This window comes from Paraburkholderia sp. A1RI-2L (assembly GCF_048957375.1).
GTDB lineage: Bacteria > Pseudomonadota > Gammaproteobacteria > Burkholderiales > Burkholderiaceae > Paraburkholderia.
In genome coordinates, this window is the sequence record NZ_JARBTA010000001.1 from 1,784,934 (window position 1) to 1,801,941 (window position 17,008).

A 17,008-nucleotide genomic window follows, 5' to 3' on the forward strand; every position below is an offset into this window, starting at 1 on the left:
GCCCGCAGCGAAGCCGATGACCCGCATCCGCCCCGCACCTGGCGCCACCGTCGACGCCGACGATGGCGGCCAGACGCTCACAGCCGCGCCCCGCGCAGCGGACGAGGACGCGTGCGATACTGCGGCATCGACTTCGTCTGTTATGGCCCCAAGTCCCTCATCCCCCTCCAAGGCGCCCCCAGCGCTCGCGTCTTCGTGCGCGGGCGAACGCCCCGCGCCGCATCGCGAACCGCCCGGACCAACCGAGCCGCTGGAGCCCGCGCATCTGCACGAGCCGCTCGGCCCGGACGATCCGTTGGCCCCACTGCCGTTCAACCCCTACAAGGGCAACCGCGGCGTGATGCGCGCCTGGCACGCGCTCAAATATTCAATCAAGGGTTTTCGCGTCGCCATCCGCGAGGAAAGCGCGTTTCGCCAGGAGCTCACGCTCGCGGCGATCCTCGTGCCCATCGGCGTGCTGGTGCCGGTCGAGCCGGTCGAGCGCGTGCTGCTGCTCGGCTCGGTGATGCTGGTGCTGATCGTCGAGCTGCTCAATTCGAGCATCGAAAACGCCGTCGACCGCATCGGCCTCGAACGCAACGAACTTTCGGGCCGCGCCAAGGATCTCGGCAGCGCGGCGGTCACGGTCGCGCTCCTCACCTGCGTGATGGCGTGGGGATTGATCCTCGTGCCACGCTTCGGCCCCGCGCTGCTGCACTGGCTCGGCGCGCGCTGAGCCCCGCACCCGTCCCGCACTGCACGCCCCTTTCCCGGCGTTCATGCCCCGCCTGGCGGACAGGGGTGGATAGACGCCGGGATCGTCGGTTTATAATCGAACGACAGTCTTAAAAAACGACCACCCGCGACCGGGCACGCGACGCTTCGCACTTGCGACAGCGTTGCCGGCCCAGCGCCGCACATCCAAGGCCGGACGACATGGATTCAAAACCTCCCCGCCGTACACGCGAACGGATTCTTGAGCTGTCGTTGAAACTGTTCAACGAGATCGGCGAGCCCAACGTCACCACGACGACCATCGCCGAGGAAATGGAGATCAGTCCAGGCAACCTGTACTACCACTTCCGCAACAAAGACGACATCATCAACAGCATCTTCAGCCAGTTCGAGCAGGAGATCGAAAAGCGTCTGCGCTTTCCGGACGACCATCGCGCCACCATCGACGAAATGTGGGCGTACCTGCAATACATGGTCGATTTCACGTGGCGCTACCGCTTCCTCTACCGCGACCTGAACGACCTGCTCGCACGCAATCGCACGCTGGAGATGCATTTCAAGCAGATCATCAGCCACAAGGTGCACTTCGCGAAGCAGTTCTGCGAGCAACTCGTGGAAGACGGCGAGATGGTCGCCACGGCCGCCGAGATCGACGTGATCTCGACCAATATCGGCGTGATAGCCACCTACTGGCTCTCCTACCAGTTCGTGATGAACCCGCGCAAATACAACGACCAGGAAGCGATCCAGGACGAGCTGCACCAGGTGAGCGTGCAGATCATCTCGCTGATGGCGCCTTATCTGCGTGGCCGCGCGCGCCAGCTCTTCGACGATCTCGTCTCGGGCAAGCTGCCCAAGCGGCAGTTCTACGATTACCTGCCGCCACGCGAAGGCGCGTCGGGGACGGCAGGCGCCAAGGACAACAAGGATTCCCGCGCATGAAAGCAGTCTGCGTATATTGCGGCTCCTCGATGGGAGCCAGACCGGTCTATCACGAAGCAGCGCAGGCGTTCGGGCGCGCACTCGTCGAGGCCAATCTCGCGCTCGTCTACGGCGGCGGCAAGGTGGGCCTGATGGGCGTGATCGCCGATACCGTGATGGCCCACGGCGGCCGCGCGATCGGCGTGATTCCCGAGCTGCTGGTGGACAAGGAAGTGGGTCACAACGGCCTGACGGAGCTGCACGTCGTGCCCGACATGCATCAGCGCAAGAAGATGATGGCCGACCTCTCCGATGCGTTCGTCGCGATGCCCGGCGGCGCGGGCACGCTCGAAGAGCTGTTCGAGGTCTACACGTGGGCGCAGCTCGGCTATCACCACAAGCCGGTGGGCGTGCTCAATATCGATCGCTTCTACGACCCGCTCATCGCGCTGCTCGATCACACCGTGCGCGAAGGCTTCATGCGCCAGACCTATTTCGAGCTGCTGCAGATCGACAGCGACCCCGCCGCGCTGATCGGCAAGCTCAGGCACTACCACGCACCCGCCAAGGACAAGTGGGCCGATCAGCGCGAGAACGTTTGAGCATTGGGGCGTTTAGGCACTTTGGGCGCTTTGGGCGGCTGAGCCCGCGCTGATCCGCGCCGCACGCGCATCCCCATGCTACGCATGGACGCCATCGACAGGAGGTGACATCCAGATGGGCAAGGTCGTTCTGATCACAGGCGCGAGCCGCGGCATTGGCCGCGCATGCGCGCGGCTGCTCGGTGCGCACGGCTGGACCGTGGGCGTGAATTATCTGCACAACGAACCGGCCGCGGAGGAAACCGCGGCCGAGGTGGGCCGCGCGGGCGGCCACGCGCGCGTGCTGCGCGGCGACGTGGCCAGCGAGACAGACGTGGTCGCGATGTTCGACACGCTCGAATCGGCGTACGGGCGCATCGATGCGCTCGTGAACAACGCTGGCATTGTCGCGCCCGGCTCGCAAGTCGCCGACATGGACGCCGCGCGCCTCAAGCGCATGTTCGATGTGAACGTCTACGGCGCCTTCCTGTGCGCGCGCGAAGCGGCGCGGCGCATGTCGAAGGATCGCGGCGGCGACGGCGGCTCGATCGTGAATGTGTCCTCGGCGGCGGCGCGCATCGGCTCGCCCAACGAGTACGTCGACTATGCGTCGTCCAAGGGCGCCATCGACACGATGACGATCGGCCTCGCCAAGGAACTCGGTCCGCAGGGCGTGCGCGTGAATGCGGTGCGCCCGGGCCTCATCGACACGGAAATCCATGCGAGCGGCGGCCGGCCCGAGCGCGCGGCCGTGCTCGGCGCGCAAACGCCCCTCGGTCGTCCTGGCAGCGCCGACGAAGTGGCGCAAACGATCGTGTGGCTTTTGAGCGATGCGGCGTCGTACGTGACGGGCGCCCTGCTCGATGTGAGCGGCGGGCGCTGAGCGATCCGCCCAGCGCCCCAGCGCGTTAGAACGACGAGCCTGGCTCGCGCAGAAACGCGGCTTCGTCGCGGGTGGTCGTGCGCCCTAGCTGCACATTGCGGTGCGGGAACCGCCCGAAGCGTTCGATGACGGCCGCGTGGCGCAGCGCGTAATCGTAGTAACCCTTGCATTGCGGATCATCGTGCGCGAGTTCGCCGAACAGCCGCAACGACTCGCGCTGCGCCTCGGCGGATTCCGCGTGCTCGAACGGCAGATACGCGAACACGCGATGATGCGGGCTCGGCAGATGCCGATCGGCGCCGCTCGCCAGCATCGCGCGCGCGATGCCGAGCGCCTTGTCGTCCGAAGAAAACGCACGCGGCGTGCCGCGATGGCAATTGCGCGAGAACTGGTCGAGCACGATCACGAGCGCCAGTGCGCCCTCGGGCGTCGCGCACCACGCATCGAGTTCGCCCGCGCACGCGGCGTCGAGCAGCGCGCCGAAGCGTTCGCGCAGCCGCGCATCGAACGCCCCATCCTTGCGAAACCACATCTTGCGCTCGTAGCCGAATTCCGCCGAGCCCGGCAGGCCGAACCAGAAGTCGAGCACCTCTCTCGCGCGCGGATCGAGCCCGTCGTGTGTGGGAGCGGCGTCGGGCGCGGCGCTCATTCGGCCAGCTCCAGCACGAGCCGGCGCGTGCGCGCGCTCTTTTTTTCGAGCTTCGCCACGCGCAGGCGGCCGATCTCTTCGGTATTGCGCACGTGCGTGCCGCCGCAAGGCTGGAGGTCGACGTTCTCGATGCGCAGCAGGCGCACGCGCCCGAGCCCCATCGGCGGCTTCACGCTCATCGTGCGCACGAGTTCGGGACGCTGCTGCATTTGCTCGTCGGTGATCCATTCGGTGGCGACGGGATGCGCACCGGCCACCAGTTCGGCGAGACGCGCCTCGACACTCTCGCGCTCGATCGGCTCGACGGTCGCAAAATCCAGGCGCGCATAGTCGGTCGTGATGCTGCAGCCGTCCACCGCATAGGGCAGCACCGCGCACATCAGATGGCTCGCCGTATGCAGCCGCATATGCCGATGACGGCGCGCCCAATCGATTTGCGCGCGCACGCGTTCGCCGGCGGCAAGGCGCGCGAGCAGCGCCTCCTGGCCCCGCGCCGGGACGTGCAGCGCGTCGTCGGGGGTCGCGCCTTCGAATTTGGCCTTGCGTGTGTCGGCGATCGTGATGCGCGTGCCGTCCGCAAGCACGAGCGCGCCCGTATCGCCGGCCTGCCCGCCGCCGAGCGGATAGAACACGGTCTGGTCGAGCCGCACGCCATCGTCGTCGACGGCGATCACCGTGGCGTCGCACTGCGTGAGATAGGCGTCTTCGCGAAAGAGCGCGCGGGTGGGAGGTGTCGTCATGGGGATCTGTCTCCTGCCGTCAAGGCCGAATCCTGCATTATGGGAACGCACGCAGCGGACCAAAAGACAGGCTGTGCGCGCGCCACCGCCGGACTGTACCGGCGCGCTTACCGGGCCGATCGAGTCGATCGCTTCACGAAGCCCGCCTCAGCCCGGACGATTGCGCATCCAGTCTGCGGTATCGAAAAACGAATGCAGCAGGCGCTCGCGCAGCGCCTCGGCCAGGCCGACATCCTCCATCGCCCAGGCCATGCAGCGCAGCCACTGGTCGCGCTCGGACGAGGCGATGGCGAACGGCAGGTGTCGCGCGCGCAGGCGCGGATGGCCGAAGCGCTCGATGTAGTGGTCCGGGCCGCCGAGCCAGCCGCACAGGAACCAGAACAGCTTGTCGCGCGAGCCGTCCAGCGTCTGCGGGTGCATCGCGCGGATGCCGGCAAACTCGGGCTCGAGATCCATCAGGTCATAAAAACGGTCGACGAGCTCGCGCACGCGCGCCTCGCCGCCGAGGAGTTCGAAGGCCGTGGGTTGCTGGGGCGCTTCGTCGGCTGGATCGGTCATACGGTTCAATCGTTGCGAAATTCGGTTGCGAAATTCGGTTGCCAAAACGGTGTCGGCAAGACGCCTGACGTCCTGCCGGGGAAGCCGCCATTTTCGCATGGCGGCGCAGGCAATGCGCCGCCCCCTTCCTGCGCCATGCTTGTGATAAGCCGTTAGCGCCCTCGCGCCCACACCCGCATGGCCTCGTCGATGACGAGCGCCACCGCTTCGCCCTCGCGCAGCGCCGTGTCGCTGCGCGCGATCACCACAGGGCCGGCCTCGGCGCGCACGCTGGCGAGATACACGTCGCTCCCGCCCTGGGCTCCCACACGATGGCGCACCACCGTGCTTTCCTCCACCACGCCGCCACCCGCAGCCTCGCTCGCCCAATCCGCCGCGCCACAGCACGGGCAGCGATAGCGCGCCGGAAACACCGCCTCGCCGCACGCGTTGCAGCGCGGAATCATCAGAACCGTCTCGCTCATGCCGGCCTCCTTTCGAGCACGACGGCATTCGCACACATGCCGTAGCGGTACTGCACCATGCCGTAGCCGCTCACGAGCGCGAGCCGCGCCTCATGCACCTGACGCGCACCGGCCAGGCCCTGAAGCTGCCGGATCGCTTCGACAAGCCCGTGCATGCCGCCCGCCGCACCCGCCTGCCCCGCCGAAAGCTGCCCGCCCGAGGTATTCACCGCCAGCTTGCGCAACGCAATGCGCGCGATCAGCGCGCGCAGGTCGCCGCCGGGCGCGTAGCCGAGATCGGCGAGCTGGATCAGCGTCATCACCGGGTAGTCGTCATAGACCGAAATCACGTCGATGTCGGCGGGCGTGGCCGCAGCCTGTGCCCAGAGCGCGCCGGCGAGCGCGGCAAGGCCCGTCTCCAGGCCATCGCCGATCTGATGATCGAGGTTGTAGCGGCATTGCAAGGCGCGTACATGAAGCGGCGCATGCGCGTGTTCGGCCTGCGCTTTCACGAGATCCGCGCGCGCCACCACGACGGCGTTCGCCCCGCACACCACGGGCACGCAATCGAAGCGCCCGAGCGGATCGGCCACGCGCGGCGCGGCGAGATACTCGTCGAGCGTGAGCGGCGCGCGGTACACCGCGCCCGGATTGAGCGCAGCCCACTCGCGCTGCGCCACGCACAACGCGCCGTAATCGCGCGCGTCCAGCCCGTAGCGGCGCGCATGGCGCTGCGTGAGCATCGAGAAGAGGCTGTTCGGCCCACCGTTCTCGAGCGGCCGCAGATACGTGCGCGTCGTGAGGTTGTAGTGCTCGACCAGTTGCCGGAAATCGGCGGCCTCGAAGCGGTCGCCGGACAGCAGCACGATCACCGAGGCGTCGCCGTGCTGCACCGCGCGGATCGCGTGCTGCAGCATGTTGATCGCGCTCGCGCCGCCGTGGCAGTCGTCCATGCACCAGCGCGGGCTGATGCCCAGCCGCCAGGCCATGTCGATCGCATGATCGGGCGCGAGCGTGAACGACGCCACGCCAAGGCCGTCCACCTCGCGCGCATCGAACCCCGATTGCTCGAGCGCCAGCGCAAACGCCTGGGCGAGCAAATCGCCGGTCGTGTGCTCCGGCGCCTGGCGCCGATACGGCACCTCGACGCCACAGACTACGGCAGCGCCTCCGAAATCAGATTCCATGTCCCCTCCTCGCACGGCTTGCCGCCGCGCGTGTCCTGTCCGTGTTCATCTTGCCTCGACTCCTCCGCGCTTTTCCTGCCGCCCCGACCTCGGGCGCACCCGCCTTGACAGCCGGTTTTTTTCATTATCCAATAAAACACATGAATTTTCATATTTTCGAGTCTAAAGGGTTTACGCGGGGGGGTCTCGCGGACGTTCACGCAGATGCGCGCTCGAATCGCCGTCGCAACGCGTCAATCCCGCTGATCGAAACAGGCGGCGCCGCCGTCGCCGCACAAGGAGCCTCGCAATGAGCACCGCGCCCGTCATCGATGCCTTCGACGTCCTCGTCGAAGCCGTCGAGCCGCTTACGACGCACGTCACCGCGTTTCGCCTGCGCGCGCCCGATGGCCGAGCACTGCCCGGCTTCACTGCCGGTGCGCATATCCGCGTGCAAGTGGGCGGTGGCGACTGGCGCGCTTATTCGCTCATCAATCTCGCATCCGAAACCTGCAGCGCGTGCGAGCACGCGCCCGATCACTACCTGGTCGCGGTACGCCGCGAAGACGTGGGCGCGGGCGGCTCGCTGTGGATGCACACGCAAGTGCTCGCCGGCGACACCCTGCGCATCGCGCCGCCCGTCAACGCCTTCGCGCTCGACGCCGACACCGCCGACACCGCCGACACCGCCGACGCCGTGCTGATCGCGGGCGGCATCGGCATCACGCCGATCGCCTCGATGGCCGCCACGCTGGCCGCACGCGCGGCCCGCTACACCCTGCACTACACGGGGCGCTCGATCGCGCAACTCGCCTTCGTCGGCGCACTGCGCGCGCTCGCCGGCGAGCACCTGCATCTCTATGGCGACGATGAAGACAGCGAAGCTAACCGCTTCGACCTCGCGCGCCTGTTTGCCACGCTCACGCCGGGCCAGCCGATCTATGTTTGCGGCCCGCAAGGCCTGATCGACGCAGTCATCGGGCTTGCCACCGAACGCGGCTGGCCGCGCGAGCGCATCCGCTCGGAGCTGTTCGCAGCCGCCACGCCCCACGCCGGCGACGCCGCATTCGAAGTCGAATTGCGCCAGAGCGGCATGACCCTCACCGTGGCCCCCGCGCAGACGATCCTCGACGCCATGCTCGACGCCGGGCTCGATCCGCTCTACGACTGCAAACGCGGCGAATGCGGCGTGTGCCAGGTGGGCGTGATCGAAGGCGCAGTCGATCACCGCGATTACTGCCTGAGCGAAGCGGAAAAGTGCTCGGGCAAGGTGATGCACATCTGCGTGTCGCGCGCCCGCGCGGGCCGCCTCATCATCGACGCATAAACATCCACGCCCCAGCCAAGGAGTCCGTCATGCCCCGCTATCGCGAAGACGCCGCCGCGCTTGCCGCGCTCGTCGAGCCGGACCAGGTCCACCGCGACGTGTATCTGGATCAGGAAGTGTTCGACCTCGAAATGGAGCGGCTCTTTCACCGCACCTGGGTCTATCTCGGCCACACGAGCCAGGTGCCCAACACCGGCGACTACCTCACCGTCGACATCGCAAAAGAGCCGCTCGTGATGGTGCGCCAGGCCGACGGCAGCGTGCGCGTGCTGAAGAACCGCTGCGCGCACAAGGGCGCGAAGCTGGTGAGCGCCCCCACCGGCAACACCGGCAAATTCTTCCGCTGTCCTTACCATGCGTGGACCTACCAGACCGATGGCAAGCCGCTCGCGATTCCGCTGAAGAACGGCTACGAAGGCACGCGCATGAGCGAGTGCCCCTCGGGCCAAGGCCTGACCGCCGTAGCCAACGTACAGACGTATCGCGGCTTCGTGTTCGTGCGCCTGTCCGACGAAGGCCCGTCGTTCGGCGACTATTTCGGCGACTCGCTCTCGTCCATCGACAACATGGCCGACCGCTCGCCCGAAGGCGAGCTCGAAATCGCGGGCGGCTGCCTGCGCTACGTGCACAACTGCAACTGGAAGATGTTCGTCGAGAACCTCAACGACACGATGCATCCGATGGTGGCGCACGAATCGTCTGCGGGCACAGCGAAAAAGCTCTGGGACGGCAAGAGCGCCGATGAGCCGAAGCCCATGGCAATCGAGCAGTTCGTGCCGTTCGTGTCCGACTACGCGTTCTTCGACGGCATGGGCGTGCGCGTGTTCGAGAACGGCCACAGCTACACGGGCGTGAACTTCTCGATCCATTCGAGCTACGCCGCGCTGCCCGAATACGAGCAGCAGCTGGCCGCGGCCTGGGGCGAGGAAAAAGCCAGGCAGGTGCTCGGCACCTCGCGTCACAACACGGTCTACTACCCGAGCCTCACGATCAAGGGCGCAATCCAGGCGATCCGCGTGGTGCGCCCCATCGCGCCGGACAAGACGGTGATCGAGTCGTGGACATTCCGCCTCAAGGGCGCGCCCGAGGTGCTGCTGCAACGCACGCTCACGTATTCGCGTCTCATCAACTCGCCAATGTCGGTGGTGGGCCACGACGACCTGCACGCGTACCGCGCGATCCAGGAAGGCCTCGCCGCGAACGGCAACGCATGGGTGAGCCTGCACCGCGACTATCGCGCCGACGAGAGCGAGGCGCGCGACCTCACCGTCAACGGCACGAGCGAGATCTCGATGCGCAACCAGTTCCGCGCGTGGGCGCGCTACATGGCGCCGCAAGCGTCGAAATAATTCCGGGGGGACCCAGCGATGACTGCAACACCTGACACGGCCCTGCGCGAGACGCTCGCCGATTTCGTCTACCGCGAGGCGCGCCTCATCGACGAAAAGCAGCTCGACGCATGGTACGAGCTGTTCGCCGCAGACGGGCTCTACTGGATTCCGCTCGCGCCCGATCAGCGCGACGGCCTCAATCATGCCTCGCTGATGCATGAGGACCGCCTGCTGCTCAAGCTGCGCGTCGAGCGCCTGAAACAGCCGCGCGCCTTTTCGCAGCAGCCGGAGAGCCGCTGCCAGCACGTACTGCAGCGCCCCGAGATCGAGTCCGCCGGCGCCGACGGCTACCGCTTGCGCACGCCGTTCTTCTACGCCGAAGCGCGCGGCGACGAACAACTGATCTTCACAGGCGTGGTGCGCCATCACCTCGTCGAGGAAGGCGGCGCGCTGCGCATCCGCGAAAAGCGCATCGATCTGCTCAATTGCGACGCGGCGCTGCCGTCGGTCCAGCTTTTCATGTGAGGCACGCGGTGAACCACGAACCACGCCATTCCGATCCATTGCCGTTCGCTTCGGTTTATGCGGCCTTTGCCGCGAGCGCCGCGCGCTATCCCGACCACGACTTCCTCGTCGTGCTGCCGGAGACCGCGCAGATTTACGGCATCGACGCACGAACGCTGCGCTATGGCGAGGCGCTCTCCCAGGTCGACGCGCTCGCTGCGCACTACCGCGCCGCGGGCTTTGGCCTCGGCCATCGTGCGGGGCTGATGCTCGAAAACCGGCCCACGTTCTTCCTGCACTGGCTCGCGCTGAATGCGCTCGGCGTCTCGGTCGTGCCACTCTCGACCGAGTTGCGCGCCGCCGAACTCGAATACATCACAGGCCACAGCGAACTCGATCTCGCAGTCGCGCCTTCAGCGCGCCATGCCGATCTGCGCGCGGCGGCGCTTGCGGCGCAGCGCAGCGTCGCGCTCCACGACGCCGATGCCGATGCCGATGCCGATGCGATCCCGCACGCGGCCGCCGGGGCCCGCGCGCCGGTCCAGGATGCGCCCGACGCCCACACCGAATGCGCGCTGCTCTACACCTCGGGCACGACAGGCCGCCCGAAAGCCTGCGTCTTGCCCAACGAGTACTTTCTGCTCGCGGGCGTTTGGTACAACCGCATCGGCGGCTTGTGCGCGCTGCGGCCCGGCGTCGAGCGCCTCGTCACGCCGCTGCCGATGACGCACATGAACGCGATGGCGTACTCGACCATGGCGATGATTCTCGCGGGCGGCGCCATCGTCGCGCTCGACCGCTTTCATCCGCGCAGCTGGTGGGCGAGCGTACGCGATGCGCGCGCGACCGTGATCCACTATCTCGGCGTGATGCCGGCCATGCTGCTCGGCGCGCCGGAAACCGTGCACGACCGCGACCACGCGGTGCGCTTCGGCTTTGGCGCAGGCGTCGACAAGACCCTGCACGCGCCGTTCGAAACCCGCTTCGGCATCCCGCTGCTCGAAGCCTGGGCGATGACCGAAACCGGCGCGGGCGCAGTGGTGATCGCCAACCGCGAGCCGCGCAACATCGGCATGTCGTGCTTCGGCAAGCCCGAGGCGGCGCTGGAGGTCAGGATCGTCGGCGACGACGGGCAGCCTGTCCTCGTGGGCGAACCAGGCGAGCTGCTCGTGCGCGCGAGCGGCGAGACTCCGCGCCGGGGCTTCTTCCGCGAATATCTCAAGGAGCCCGAAGCAACGGCCACGGCCTGGGAAGGCGGCTGGTTCCATACCGGCGACATCGTGAGGCGGGATGCCGACGGCCAGATGTATTTCGTCGACCGCAAAAAGAACGTGATTCGCCGCAGCGGCGAGAACATCTCGGCGGTCGAAGTCGAGAGCGTGCTGCGCAAGCATCCGGGCGTGGCCGACGTGGCCGTCGCGGCCACGCCCGATGCGCTGCGCGGCGACGAAGTGCTCGCCTGCGTCGTCGCGCGCGAGCCGCTGCGCGAAGCCGAGCGCACTGCGCGCGCCGCCGAGCTCGTGGAGCTCTGCCTCGCACAGCTCGCGTATTTCAAGGCGCCCGGCTATGTCGCGTTCGTCGACGCACTGCCGCTCACCGGCACGCAGAAGGTGCAGCGCGCCGCCCTCAAGGACCTCGCGCGCACGCTGCCCGGCAAGCCGGGCTGCGTCGACACGCGCGCCATGAAGAAACGCCAGGATTGAGATGAAACGCCCCCCACGCTCACTACGGTCGCTGCCCCCCGAGGGGGCCGTCAGTCTCCTTGGGGCGGCCCGGCGGAGACTGACATGAAACAACCCCCACGCTCACTACGGTCGCTGCCCCCCGAGGGGGCCGTCAGTCTCCTTGGGGCGGCCCGGCGGAGACTGACATGACCACGAACACCAACCACCAGGAAGGCGCCCTGAACCGTGCCGCCATCGTCACCGGCGGCAATGCCGGCATCGGCCGGGCGATCGTCGAGCATCTGCTCGAAGCCGGCTATGAAGTGATCTCGCTCGACCTGCGCGCGAACGCGCCGGGCCACGCACGCCTTCGCACCGTCGAGGTCGATCTTTGCGACGCGGCGGCCGCGCGTGAAGCCGCGTCCGAAATCGCGGCGCGCCATGCACCCACCACGCTGATCCACAACGCCGGCGCGATTCGCCCGGCGCTTCTGCCCGACGTCACGCACGAAGACCTGCTCGCACTCACGAACCTGCATCTCGCCGCGCCCATCGCACTCGCGCAGGCGATGCTGCCCGCCATGCGCACGCAGCATTTCGGGCGTCTCGTGCTGATTTCGTCGCGCGCCGCGCTCGGGCTCGCCACGCGCACGGCCTACTCGGCGACCAAGGCGGGCATGCTCGGCCTCGTGCGCACCTGGGCGCTCGAACTCGGGCCGCTCGGCGTCACCGCGAACGCGATTGCGCCCGGCCCGATCCAGACCGACATGTTCCATGAGATCGTGCCCGCCGACAGCCCGAAGGTCGCGCAAATCGCGGCCGGCATTCCCGTGGGCCGGCTCGGCCAGCCCGACGACATCGCGCGCGCCGCAATGTTCTTCGCGGCGGCGGAGAACGGCTTCGTCACGGGGCAAACGCTTTATGTGTGCGGCGGCACGAGCACGGGCAGTCTCACGCTTTGACGAGCCTCGGGCCGCCTCACTTCGCGTGCTGCTCGATCAGCTTGCGCAGCACGTCGACGAATATCTTCGCTGTCTCGGGCTCGAACGGCAGCAGCACTGAAGCCTCGTGCTCCAGCGCGAGCGCCACCAGTTCCGCAGCGAGCGTGCTGCCATGCGGCGTGAGCGCCACGAGCGTGCGGCGGCGGCTCGCTGGGTCTTCCTGACGCACGACCAGCCCCGCCGCCTCCATGCGGTCGATCAGCTTGCTCACCGTGGGCTGCTTCGCGAGAATCACGCGCCCCAGATCGCCCATCGGCAGCGAGCCGTCGGAAAGACACGCGAGCACGCGCCATTGCAATACCGGAATCTTCTTGCGCGCGAGCGTGGCGTGGAATTCGTCGGAAATGAGACTGCTCGCGCGCGCGAGCAGCGCGGCGAGATAGGTGTCGAGAAAGCGCATCGGCGCGGGGGCGCCGGGCACGGCCGGCTGGGTCGTACGCTTCGGTGTGCGCTTGGGAGTCGATTCGGTATTCATGGCATGGGAGAAAAAAGCCCTGGCATCATATGCCGAAATCCATGCCAATGGCAGGCCCTACGCCTGTCTGAGCCGCAGCGCACGCGGCCCTTCACGCATCGCGCAGCGATTGCAGTGCGGGCCGCGCGAGCACATGCCGCAGGCTGATCCAGCCGCCCACGCCCGCGCAGGCCACGCCCGCCGCGACGCCCGCGGGCAGGAGCCACGGATCGAACGCGAGATGGAAGGCGAACACTTTCGTGGCCAGCACCGACCCCACGGCCAGCGCGCCCACCGCCGCCATCAGCCCCGCGAGCGCGCCCACGGCAACGAACTCGGCCACCTGCACCGCGCGCACCTGCGCATGCGAGGCGCCCAGCGCGCGCAGCAGCGCCGACTCGCGCATGCGCTCGTCGCGCGTGCCCGCAAGCGCCGCATAGAGCACCAGCACGCCCGCCGCAAGCGTGAAGAGAAACAGGAACTGCACCGCGTTGATCACCTGCTCCAGCATGCGCTGGACCTGCGCGAGGATCGGGCCGACGTCGATGGCGCTCACGTTCGGATACTGTGCAACGAGCCCGTCCACCACGGCGCGCCGGTTCTCGGGAAGATGAAAACTCGTGATGTACGTGGCCGGAAAATCGCGCAACAGCGCGGGGGGCATCAGCACGAAAAAGTTCACCTTGAACGAACCCCAGTCGAGCTTGCGCACGCTCGTCACCGGCGCCGTCACTTCGAGGCCGGTCACGTCGAAGGTGAGCACGTCGCCGGGCTTCACGTCGATGAGCTTCGCGAGCCCCTGCTCGATCGATAGTTGCGGCGCGCTCGAATCGCCATACCACGTGCCCGCCTCGATGCGGTTGTCCTCGGGCAATTGCGTCGTGTACGAGAGGTTGAACTCGCGATCGACGAGACGGCGCGCATCCTCGCTCTTGTACTTTGCGGGATCCACGGGCTTGCCGTTGATCGTGACGAGACGCCCGCGCACCATCGGTTCGAGATCGGGATTCGCGATGCCGTGCGTCGTGAGCCACGCGGCCACGGCGTTGCGCTGCTCGGGCTGGATGTCGATGAGGAATTCATTGGGCGCATCGGGCGGCGTGGATTTGCGCCAGCCGTCGATCAGGTCGTTGCGCGTCATCGCGATGAGCAGCAGGCACATCAGGCCGATCGCGAGCGAAGTGATCTGCAGCGCGCTCGCGCCGGGCCGCCGCTCGAGCGATGCGAGCGCATAGCGCCAGCCCACGCCCGCGCGCGCCTCGAAGCCGTTGCGCTGGCTGCGCGCCACGCGCGCCGCGCCCCACAGCGCGACCCGCGCGGCGCCGGCGAACACGACGAGTCCCAGCGCAAAGCCGCCCGCAACGATGCCGCCGAGCTTGAGCTCGCCCGCCGCGATCACCAGCAGCCCCGCAAACAGCGCAATGCCGATGGCGTACGCGGCCCACGCCGTGCGGCCCTCGTCGCCCCACTCGCGGCGCAGCACGCGCACCGGCGGCACGCGCGTGAGCGGCAGCAGCGGCGGCAGCGCGAAGCCGAGCAGTAGCACGAGGCCCGCCGCGATGCCTTCGAGCGCGGGCAGCGGCCCGGGGTGCGGCAGCACCACGTCGATCAGCGTGCCGAGCCAGGCGAGCAACGCGAGATGGCCCGCATAGCCCAGCACCACGCCCAGCACGCCGCCCGCCAGTCCGAGGCCCGTGAATTCGAGAACGAAAAGCGCACGCAGCGTACGCTGGCTCGCACCGAGGCAGCGCATCGCGGCGCAGCCGTCCAGATGGCGACGCGTGTAGCGGTGCGCGGCCATCGCGATCGCTACGGCCGCCAGCAGCGCCGTGAGCAGCGAGACGAGCGTAAGGAAGTGGCGCGCGCGGTCGAGCGCCTGGCGCACCTGCGGCTGTCCGTCCTGCAGCGATTCAAGGCCGACGCCGCGCAGCTTGCCGCCGTCCACTCGCGCGTGCGCCCACTCGGCGAACCGCGCGACGGCGGAATCGGGGCCCGCCACGAGCAGCCGGTACGTGACGCGGCTGCCGTAGCCCGTGAGGCCAGTCGAAGGCAGATCGGCGGCGTTGAGCATCAGGCGCGGCGAGAAGTTCACGAACGAGAAGCCGCGATCGAGTTCGCGCGTGATGAGCGCGCCGATCGTGAAAATGCGCGTGCCGACCTTGACCCGGCTGCCCACCTGGACCTTGAGCGCGTCGAGCAGTTGCTGGTCGACCCAGACCGTGCCGGGCGGCGGGATGCCCCGCATCTCGCGCTCGGGCGCGCCAGGCGCGGACGCGAGACGCAACGCGCCGCGCAGCGGATAGCCCGGCGAGACGGACTTGACCGCGGCAAGGCGCGTGGCCGCCCGGGCGTCGGGCGCACCCGCGGCCCCTTCGGCGCTCACCATGCTCGGGAAGATGGCCGTGGTTGCGGTATGCAAGGCCAGCGACTGCGCTTCTTGAGCGAAAGCAGGATCGACCGGATGGTCGGCGCGCACGATGAAGTCCGCGGCGATCATGCCCCGGGCGTCGCGCTCCAGGCCACGCTGGAGCCGGTCGGCGAGAAAACCCACGCTTGCAAGCGCCGCCACCGCCAGCACGAGCGCCAGCAGCAGCATCGTCAGCTCGCCCGCGCGCCAGTCGCGCGCGCTCATGCGCGCGGCGAGGCGCACGAGGTCGGGCCAGCCAAGCGGGGTACGAGGGGTATGTGAAGTGGGGACGGCCGGCGGTGCAGCGCCCGCCCCGCCGCAGTGCGGCTGCTCACTGCCCGCGCGCGGCGGCATGGGCCCGGAACGGTCCGGGTCACCCCCCGGCGCTGCGCTGGAGGCAGGCGAGGAAGGCCCGGCGCCGCTCAATCGTGGCGGCTCCGCAGCGAAAAGCGCGAGACCATATGCGTGGCCATGCCGCGAAACCCGCCCTGCACGCCACGCCATAGGCGCGGCAAGGCCCAGGCAGCCACCAGCAGGAAAGCCACGAGCATCACCAGAAACAGCAACGGCGCGAACAGTGCAAGCAGCACGCCTATAAAGGTCATGCCGTCCTCCGCGCCGGACGCGACGACGTTCGACACCGGCTCGGGCGAGAGATTGATCAGTGCGCGCGTGCCGGCCTTGGCCAGATGCGCCATGCCAGCGAGCGTGCCGCCGGCGAGCGCCGCCACCGTGAGCAGCGCCGGATCGGCATGGCCGAGCGCGCCGACCGCCAGCACAGCGCCGGCGGGAATGCGGATGAAGGTATGCACGGCGTCCCAGAGCGAGTCGAACGCGGGGACTTTATCGGCGAGAAATTCGAGCACCGTGAGCGCGGCGGCAATGCCGATCACCCAGGGCGAGGCGAGAATCGCCAGTGTGTCGGGCAAATGGATGAAGCCGAGGCGCTGCAGCACGCCGGCTATCAGAACCGTGAGGTAGAGGCGCAGACCGCTGCCCCAGGAAAGGCCCGCGGCAAGCGAAAGTGGTTCCAGCATGACTGCCTCCTCGCGCGAGGCGCGTGCGGCGCCGTCCCCACGAACCGGACGTGGTGCGGAGTGTTGGGAGTGATCGGGCTATGGTCATTCCATTATAGCCACGCAAACCTTCGCGTCGCTGCTGCGTTGCACGAGCGCACCAGACGTGGCGCGCCCTGCACGGCAACCCGCACTGAAACAGGCGCCTCAGGCCGCCGACGAAAGCTTGAGCCCGACGAGCCCCAGTACGATCAGCGCGGCGCTGGCCACGCGCGCGACGCTGGCCGCTTCGCCCATCACAATGATGCCGAGGATGAACGCGCCCACCGCGCCGATGCCGGTCCATACCGCGTACGCCGTGCCGAGCGGCAGTTGGCGCATGGCGAGTGCGAGCAGCCAGAAGCTGCCGAGCGCCGTCACGATGGTGAACGCCGACCAGCCGAGCTTGGTAAATCCAATGGACAGCTTGAGACCCGACGCCCATGCAACTTCGAGCACGCCGGCAATGAGGAGGTAAATCCAGGCCACGAGAACGTTCCCCTTGAGAAGTGGGGCCGTCCCCGTTTGAAGATGAGACGCAAGGTCGTCCTTACGCGTCTGTAAGTATATCACGGCGGGGCCTGCAGCCTGGCCGGGCCGGCCACCCGCT

General features: G+C 68.0%; 18 protein-coding genes. 9 read left to right on the plus strand and 9 right to left on the minus strand.

Annotated features, from left to right (window positions below; all coding sequences use genetic code 11):
- The first annotated feature begins 142 nt into the window (after positions 1-142).
- From PWP93_RS08280 to PWP93_RS08295, 4 genes are all read left to right on the plus strand, one after another.
- Positions 143-715: a diacylglycerol kinase gene (locus PWP93_RS08280; RefSeq protein WP_421045040.1), complete on the plus strand. Its 573-nt coding sequence runs from the start codon at positions 143-145 to the stop codon at positions 713-715.
- 200 nt (positions 716-915) lie between these two features.
- On the plus strand, positions 916-1,656 hold the full coding sequence (locus PWP93_RS08285; protein WP_421044097.1) for a TetR/AcrR family transcriptional regulator: 741 nt from the start codon (positions 916-918) through the stop codon (positions 1,654-1,656).
- Positions 1,653-2,237 carry a TIGR00730 family Rossman fold protein gene (locus PWP93_RS08290; RefSeq protein WP_421044098.1) on the plus strand — a complete coding sequence of 195 codons (585 nt, stop codon included), beginning with the start codon at positions 1,653-1,655 and terminating at the stop codon, positions 2,235-2,237. Before PWP93_RS08285 ends, PWP93_RS08290 begins: the two co-directional genes overlap by 4 nt.
- Before the next feature lie 115 nt (positions 2,238-2,352).
- The gene (locus PWP93_RS08295; protein WP_421044099.1) at positions 2,353-3,099 is read left to right on the plus strand and encodes an SDR family oxidoreductase; all 747 of its coding nucleotides are present in this window, start codon (positions 2,353-2,355) and stop codon (positions 3,097-3,099) included.
- Between the two features lie 25 nt (positions 3,100-3,124).
- On the opposite strand, the gene PWP93_RS08300 is transcribed toward PWP93_RS08295, so the two are convergent.
- From PWP93_RS08300 to PWP93_RS08320, 5 genes are all read right to left on the minus strand, one after another.
- Entirely contained in the window at positions 3,125-3,748 is a 624-nt protein-coding gene (locus tag PWP93_RS08300; protein ID WP_421044100.1) for a DUF924 family protein, read from the minus strand.
- Positions 3,745-4,488 carry an alanyl-tRNA editing protein gene (locus tag PWP93_RS08305; RefSeq protein WP_421044101.1) on the minus strand — a complete coding sequence of 248 codons (744 nt, stop codon included), beginning with the start codon at positions 4,486-4,488 and terminating at the stop codon, positions 3,745-3,747. The genes PWP93_RS08300 and PWP93_RS08305 overlap by 4 nt, the downstream gene beginning before the upstream one ends.
- A 147-nt stretch (positions 4,489-4,635) precedes the next feature.
- Entirely contained in the window at positions 4,636-5,046 is a 411-nt protein-coding gene (locus tag PWP93_RS08310; protein WP_421044102.1) for a group II truncated hemoglobin, read from the minus strand.
- A gap of 152 nt (positions 5,047-5,198) precedes the next feature.
- Positions 5,199-5,510 carry a Zn-ribbon domain-containing OB-fold protein gene (locus PWP93_RS08315; protein WP_421044103.1) on the minus strand — a complete coding sequence of 104 codons (312 nt, stop codon included), beginning with the start codon at positions 5,508-5,510 and terminating at the stop codon, positions 5,199-5,201.
- Positions 5,507-6,676: a thiolase family protein gene (locus PWP93_RS08320; protein ID WP_421044104.1), complete on the minus strand. Its 1,170-nt coding sequence runs from the start codon at positions 6,674-6,676 to the stop codon at positions 5,507-5,509. The genes PWP93_RS08315 and PWP93_RS08320 overlap by 4 nt, the downstream gene beginning before the upstream one ends.
- 289 nt (positions 6,677-6,965) lie before the next feature.
- Between PWP93_RS08320 and PWP93_RS08325 the strand changes: the two genes are divergently transcribed.
- The 5 genes from PWP93_RS08325 (at position 6,966) to PWP93_RS08345 (ending at position 12,443) form a co-directional block, all read left to right on the plus strand.
- Positions 6,966-7,982 (plus strand): PDR/VanB family oxidoreductase, encoded by a 1,017-nt coding sequence (locus PWP93_RS08325; RefSeq protein ID WP_421044105.1) that lies wholly within the window; start codon positions 6,966-6,968, stop codon positions 7,980-7,982.
- A 29-nt stretch (positions 7,983-8,011) separates the two neighbouring features.
- Positions 8,012-9,331 (plus strand): aromatic ring-hydroxylating dioxygenase subunit alpha, encoded by a 1,320-nt coding sequence (locus PWP93_RS08330; RefSeq protein WP_421044106.1) that lies wholly within the window; start codon positions 8,012-8,014, stop codon positions 9,329-9,331.
- A gap of 18 nt (positions 9,332-9,349) precedes the next feature.
- Positions 9,350-9,838, plus strand: coding sequence for an aromatic-ring-hydroxylating dioxygenase subunit beta (locus PWP93_RS08335; protein ID WP_421044107.1), 489 nt, complete (start codon positions 9,350-9,352; stop codon positions 9,836-9,838).
- 8 nt (positions 9,839-9,846) lie between these two features.
- Positions 9,847-11,520 carry an AMP-binding protein gene (locus PWP93_RS08340; RefSeq protein ID WP_421044108.1) on the plus strand — a complete coding sequence of 558 codons (1,674 nt, stop codon included), beginning with the start codon at positions 9,847-9,849 and terminating at the stop codon, positions 11,518-11,520.
- Between the two features lie 167 nt (positions 11,521-11,687).
- Positions 11,688-12,443: an SDR family NAD(P)-dependent oxidoreductase gene (locus PWP93_RS08345; RefSeq protein WP_421044109.1), complete on the plus strand. Its 756-nt coding sequence runs from the start codon at positions 11,688-11,690 to the stop codon at positions 12,441-12,443.
- 16 nt (positions 12,444-12,459) lie between these two features.
- Here PWP93_RS08345 and PWP93_RS08350 read toward each other — a convergent pair whose 3' ends face one another.
- The 4 genes from PWP93_RS08350 to PWP93_RS08365 all read right to left on the minus strand — a co-directional run bounded on the left by PWP93_RS08350 (position 12,460) and on the right by PWP93_RS08365 (position 16,887).
- The gene (locus tag PWP93_RS08350; protein ID WP_421044110.1) at positions 12,460-12,957 is read right to left on the minus strand and encodes a MarR family winged helix-turn-helix transcriptional regulator; all 498 of its coding nucleotides are present in this window, start codon (positions 12,955-12,957) and stop codon (positions 12,460-12,462) included.
- A 91-nt stretch (positions 12,958-13,048) separates the two neighbouring features.
- Entirely contained in the window at positions 13,049-15,568 is a 2,520-nt protein-coding gene (locus PWP93_RS08355) for an ABC transporter permease (protein ID WP_421045041.1), read from the minus strand.
- A gap of 197 nt (positions 15,569-15,765) precedes the next feature.
- Complete coding sequence (locus PWP93_RS08360; RefSeq protein ID WP_421044111.1) at positions 15,766-16,380, minus strand: DUF4126 domain-containing protein; 615 nt, start codon at positions 16,378-16,380, stop codon at positions 15,766-15,768.
- Between the two features lie 186 nt (positions 16,381-16,566).
- Positions 16,567-16,887, minus strand: a complete 321-nt coding sequence (locus tag PWP93_RS08365; protein WP_421044112.1) for a DMT family transporter — start codon at positions 16,885-16,887, stop codon at positions 16,567-16,569.
- Positions 16,888-17,008: the final 121 nt, after the last annotated feature.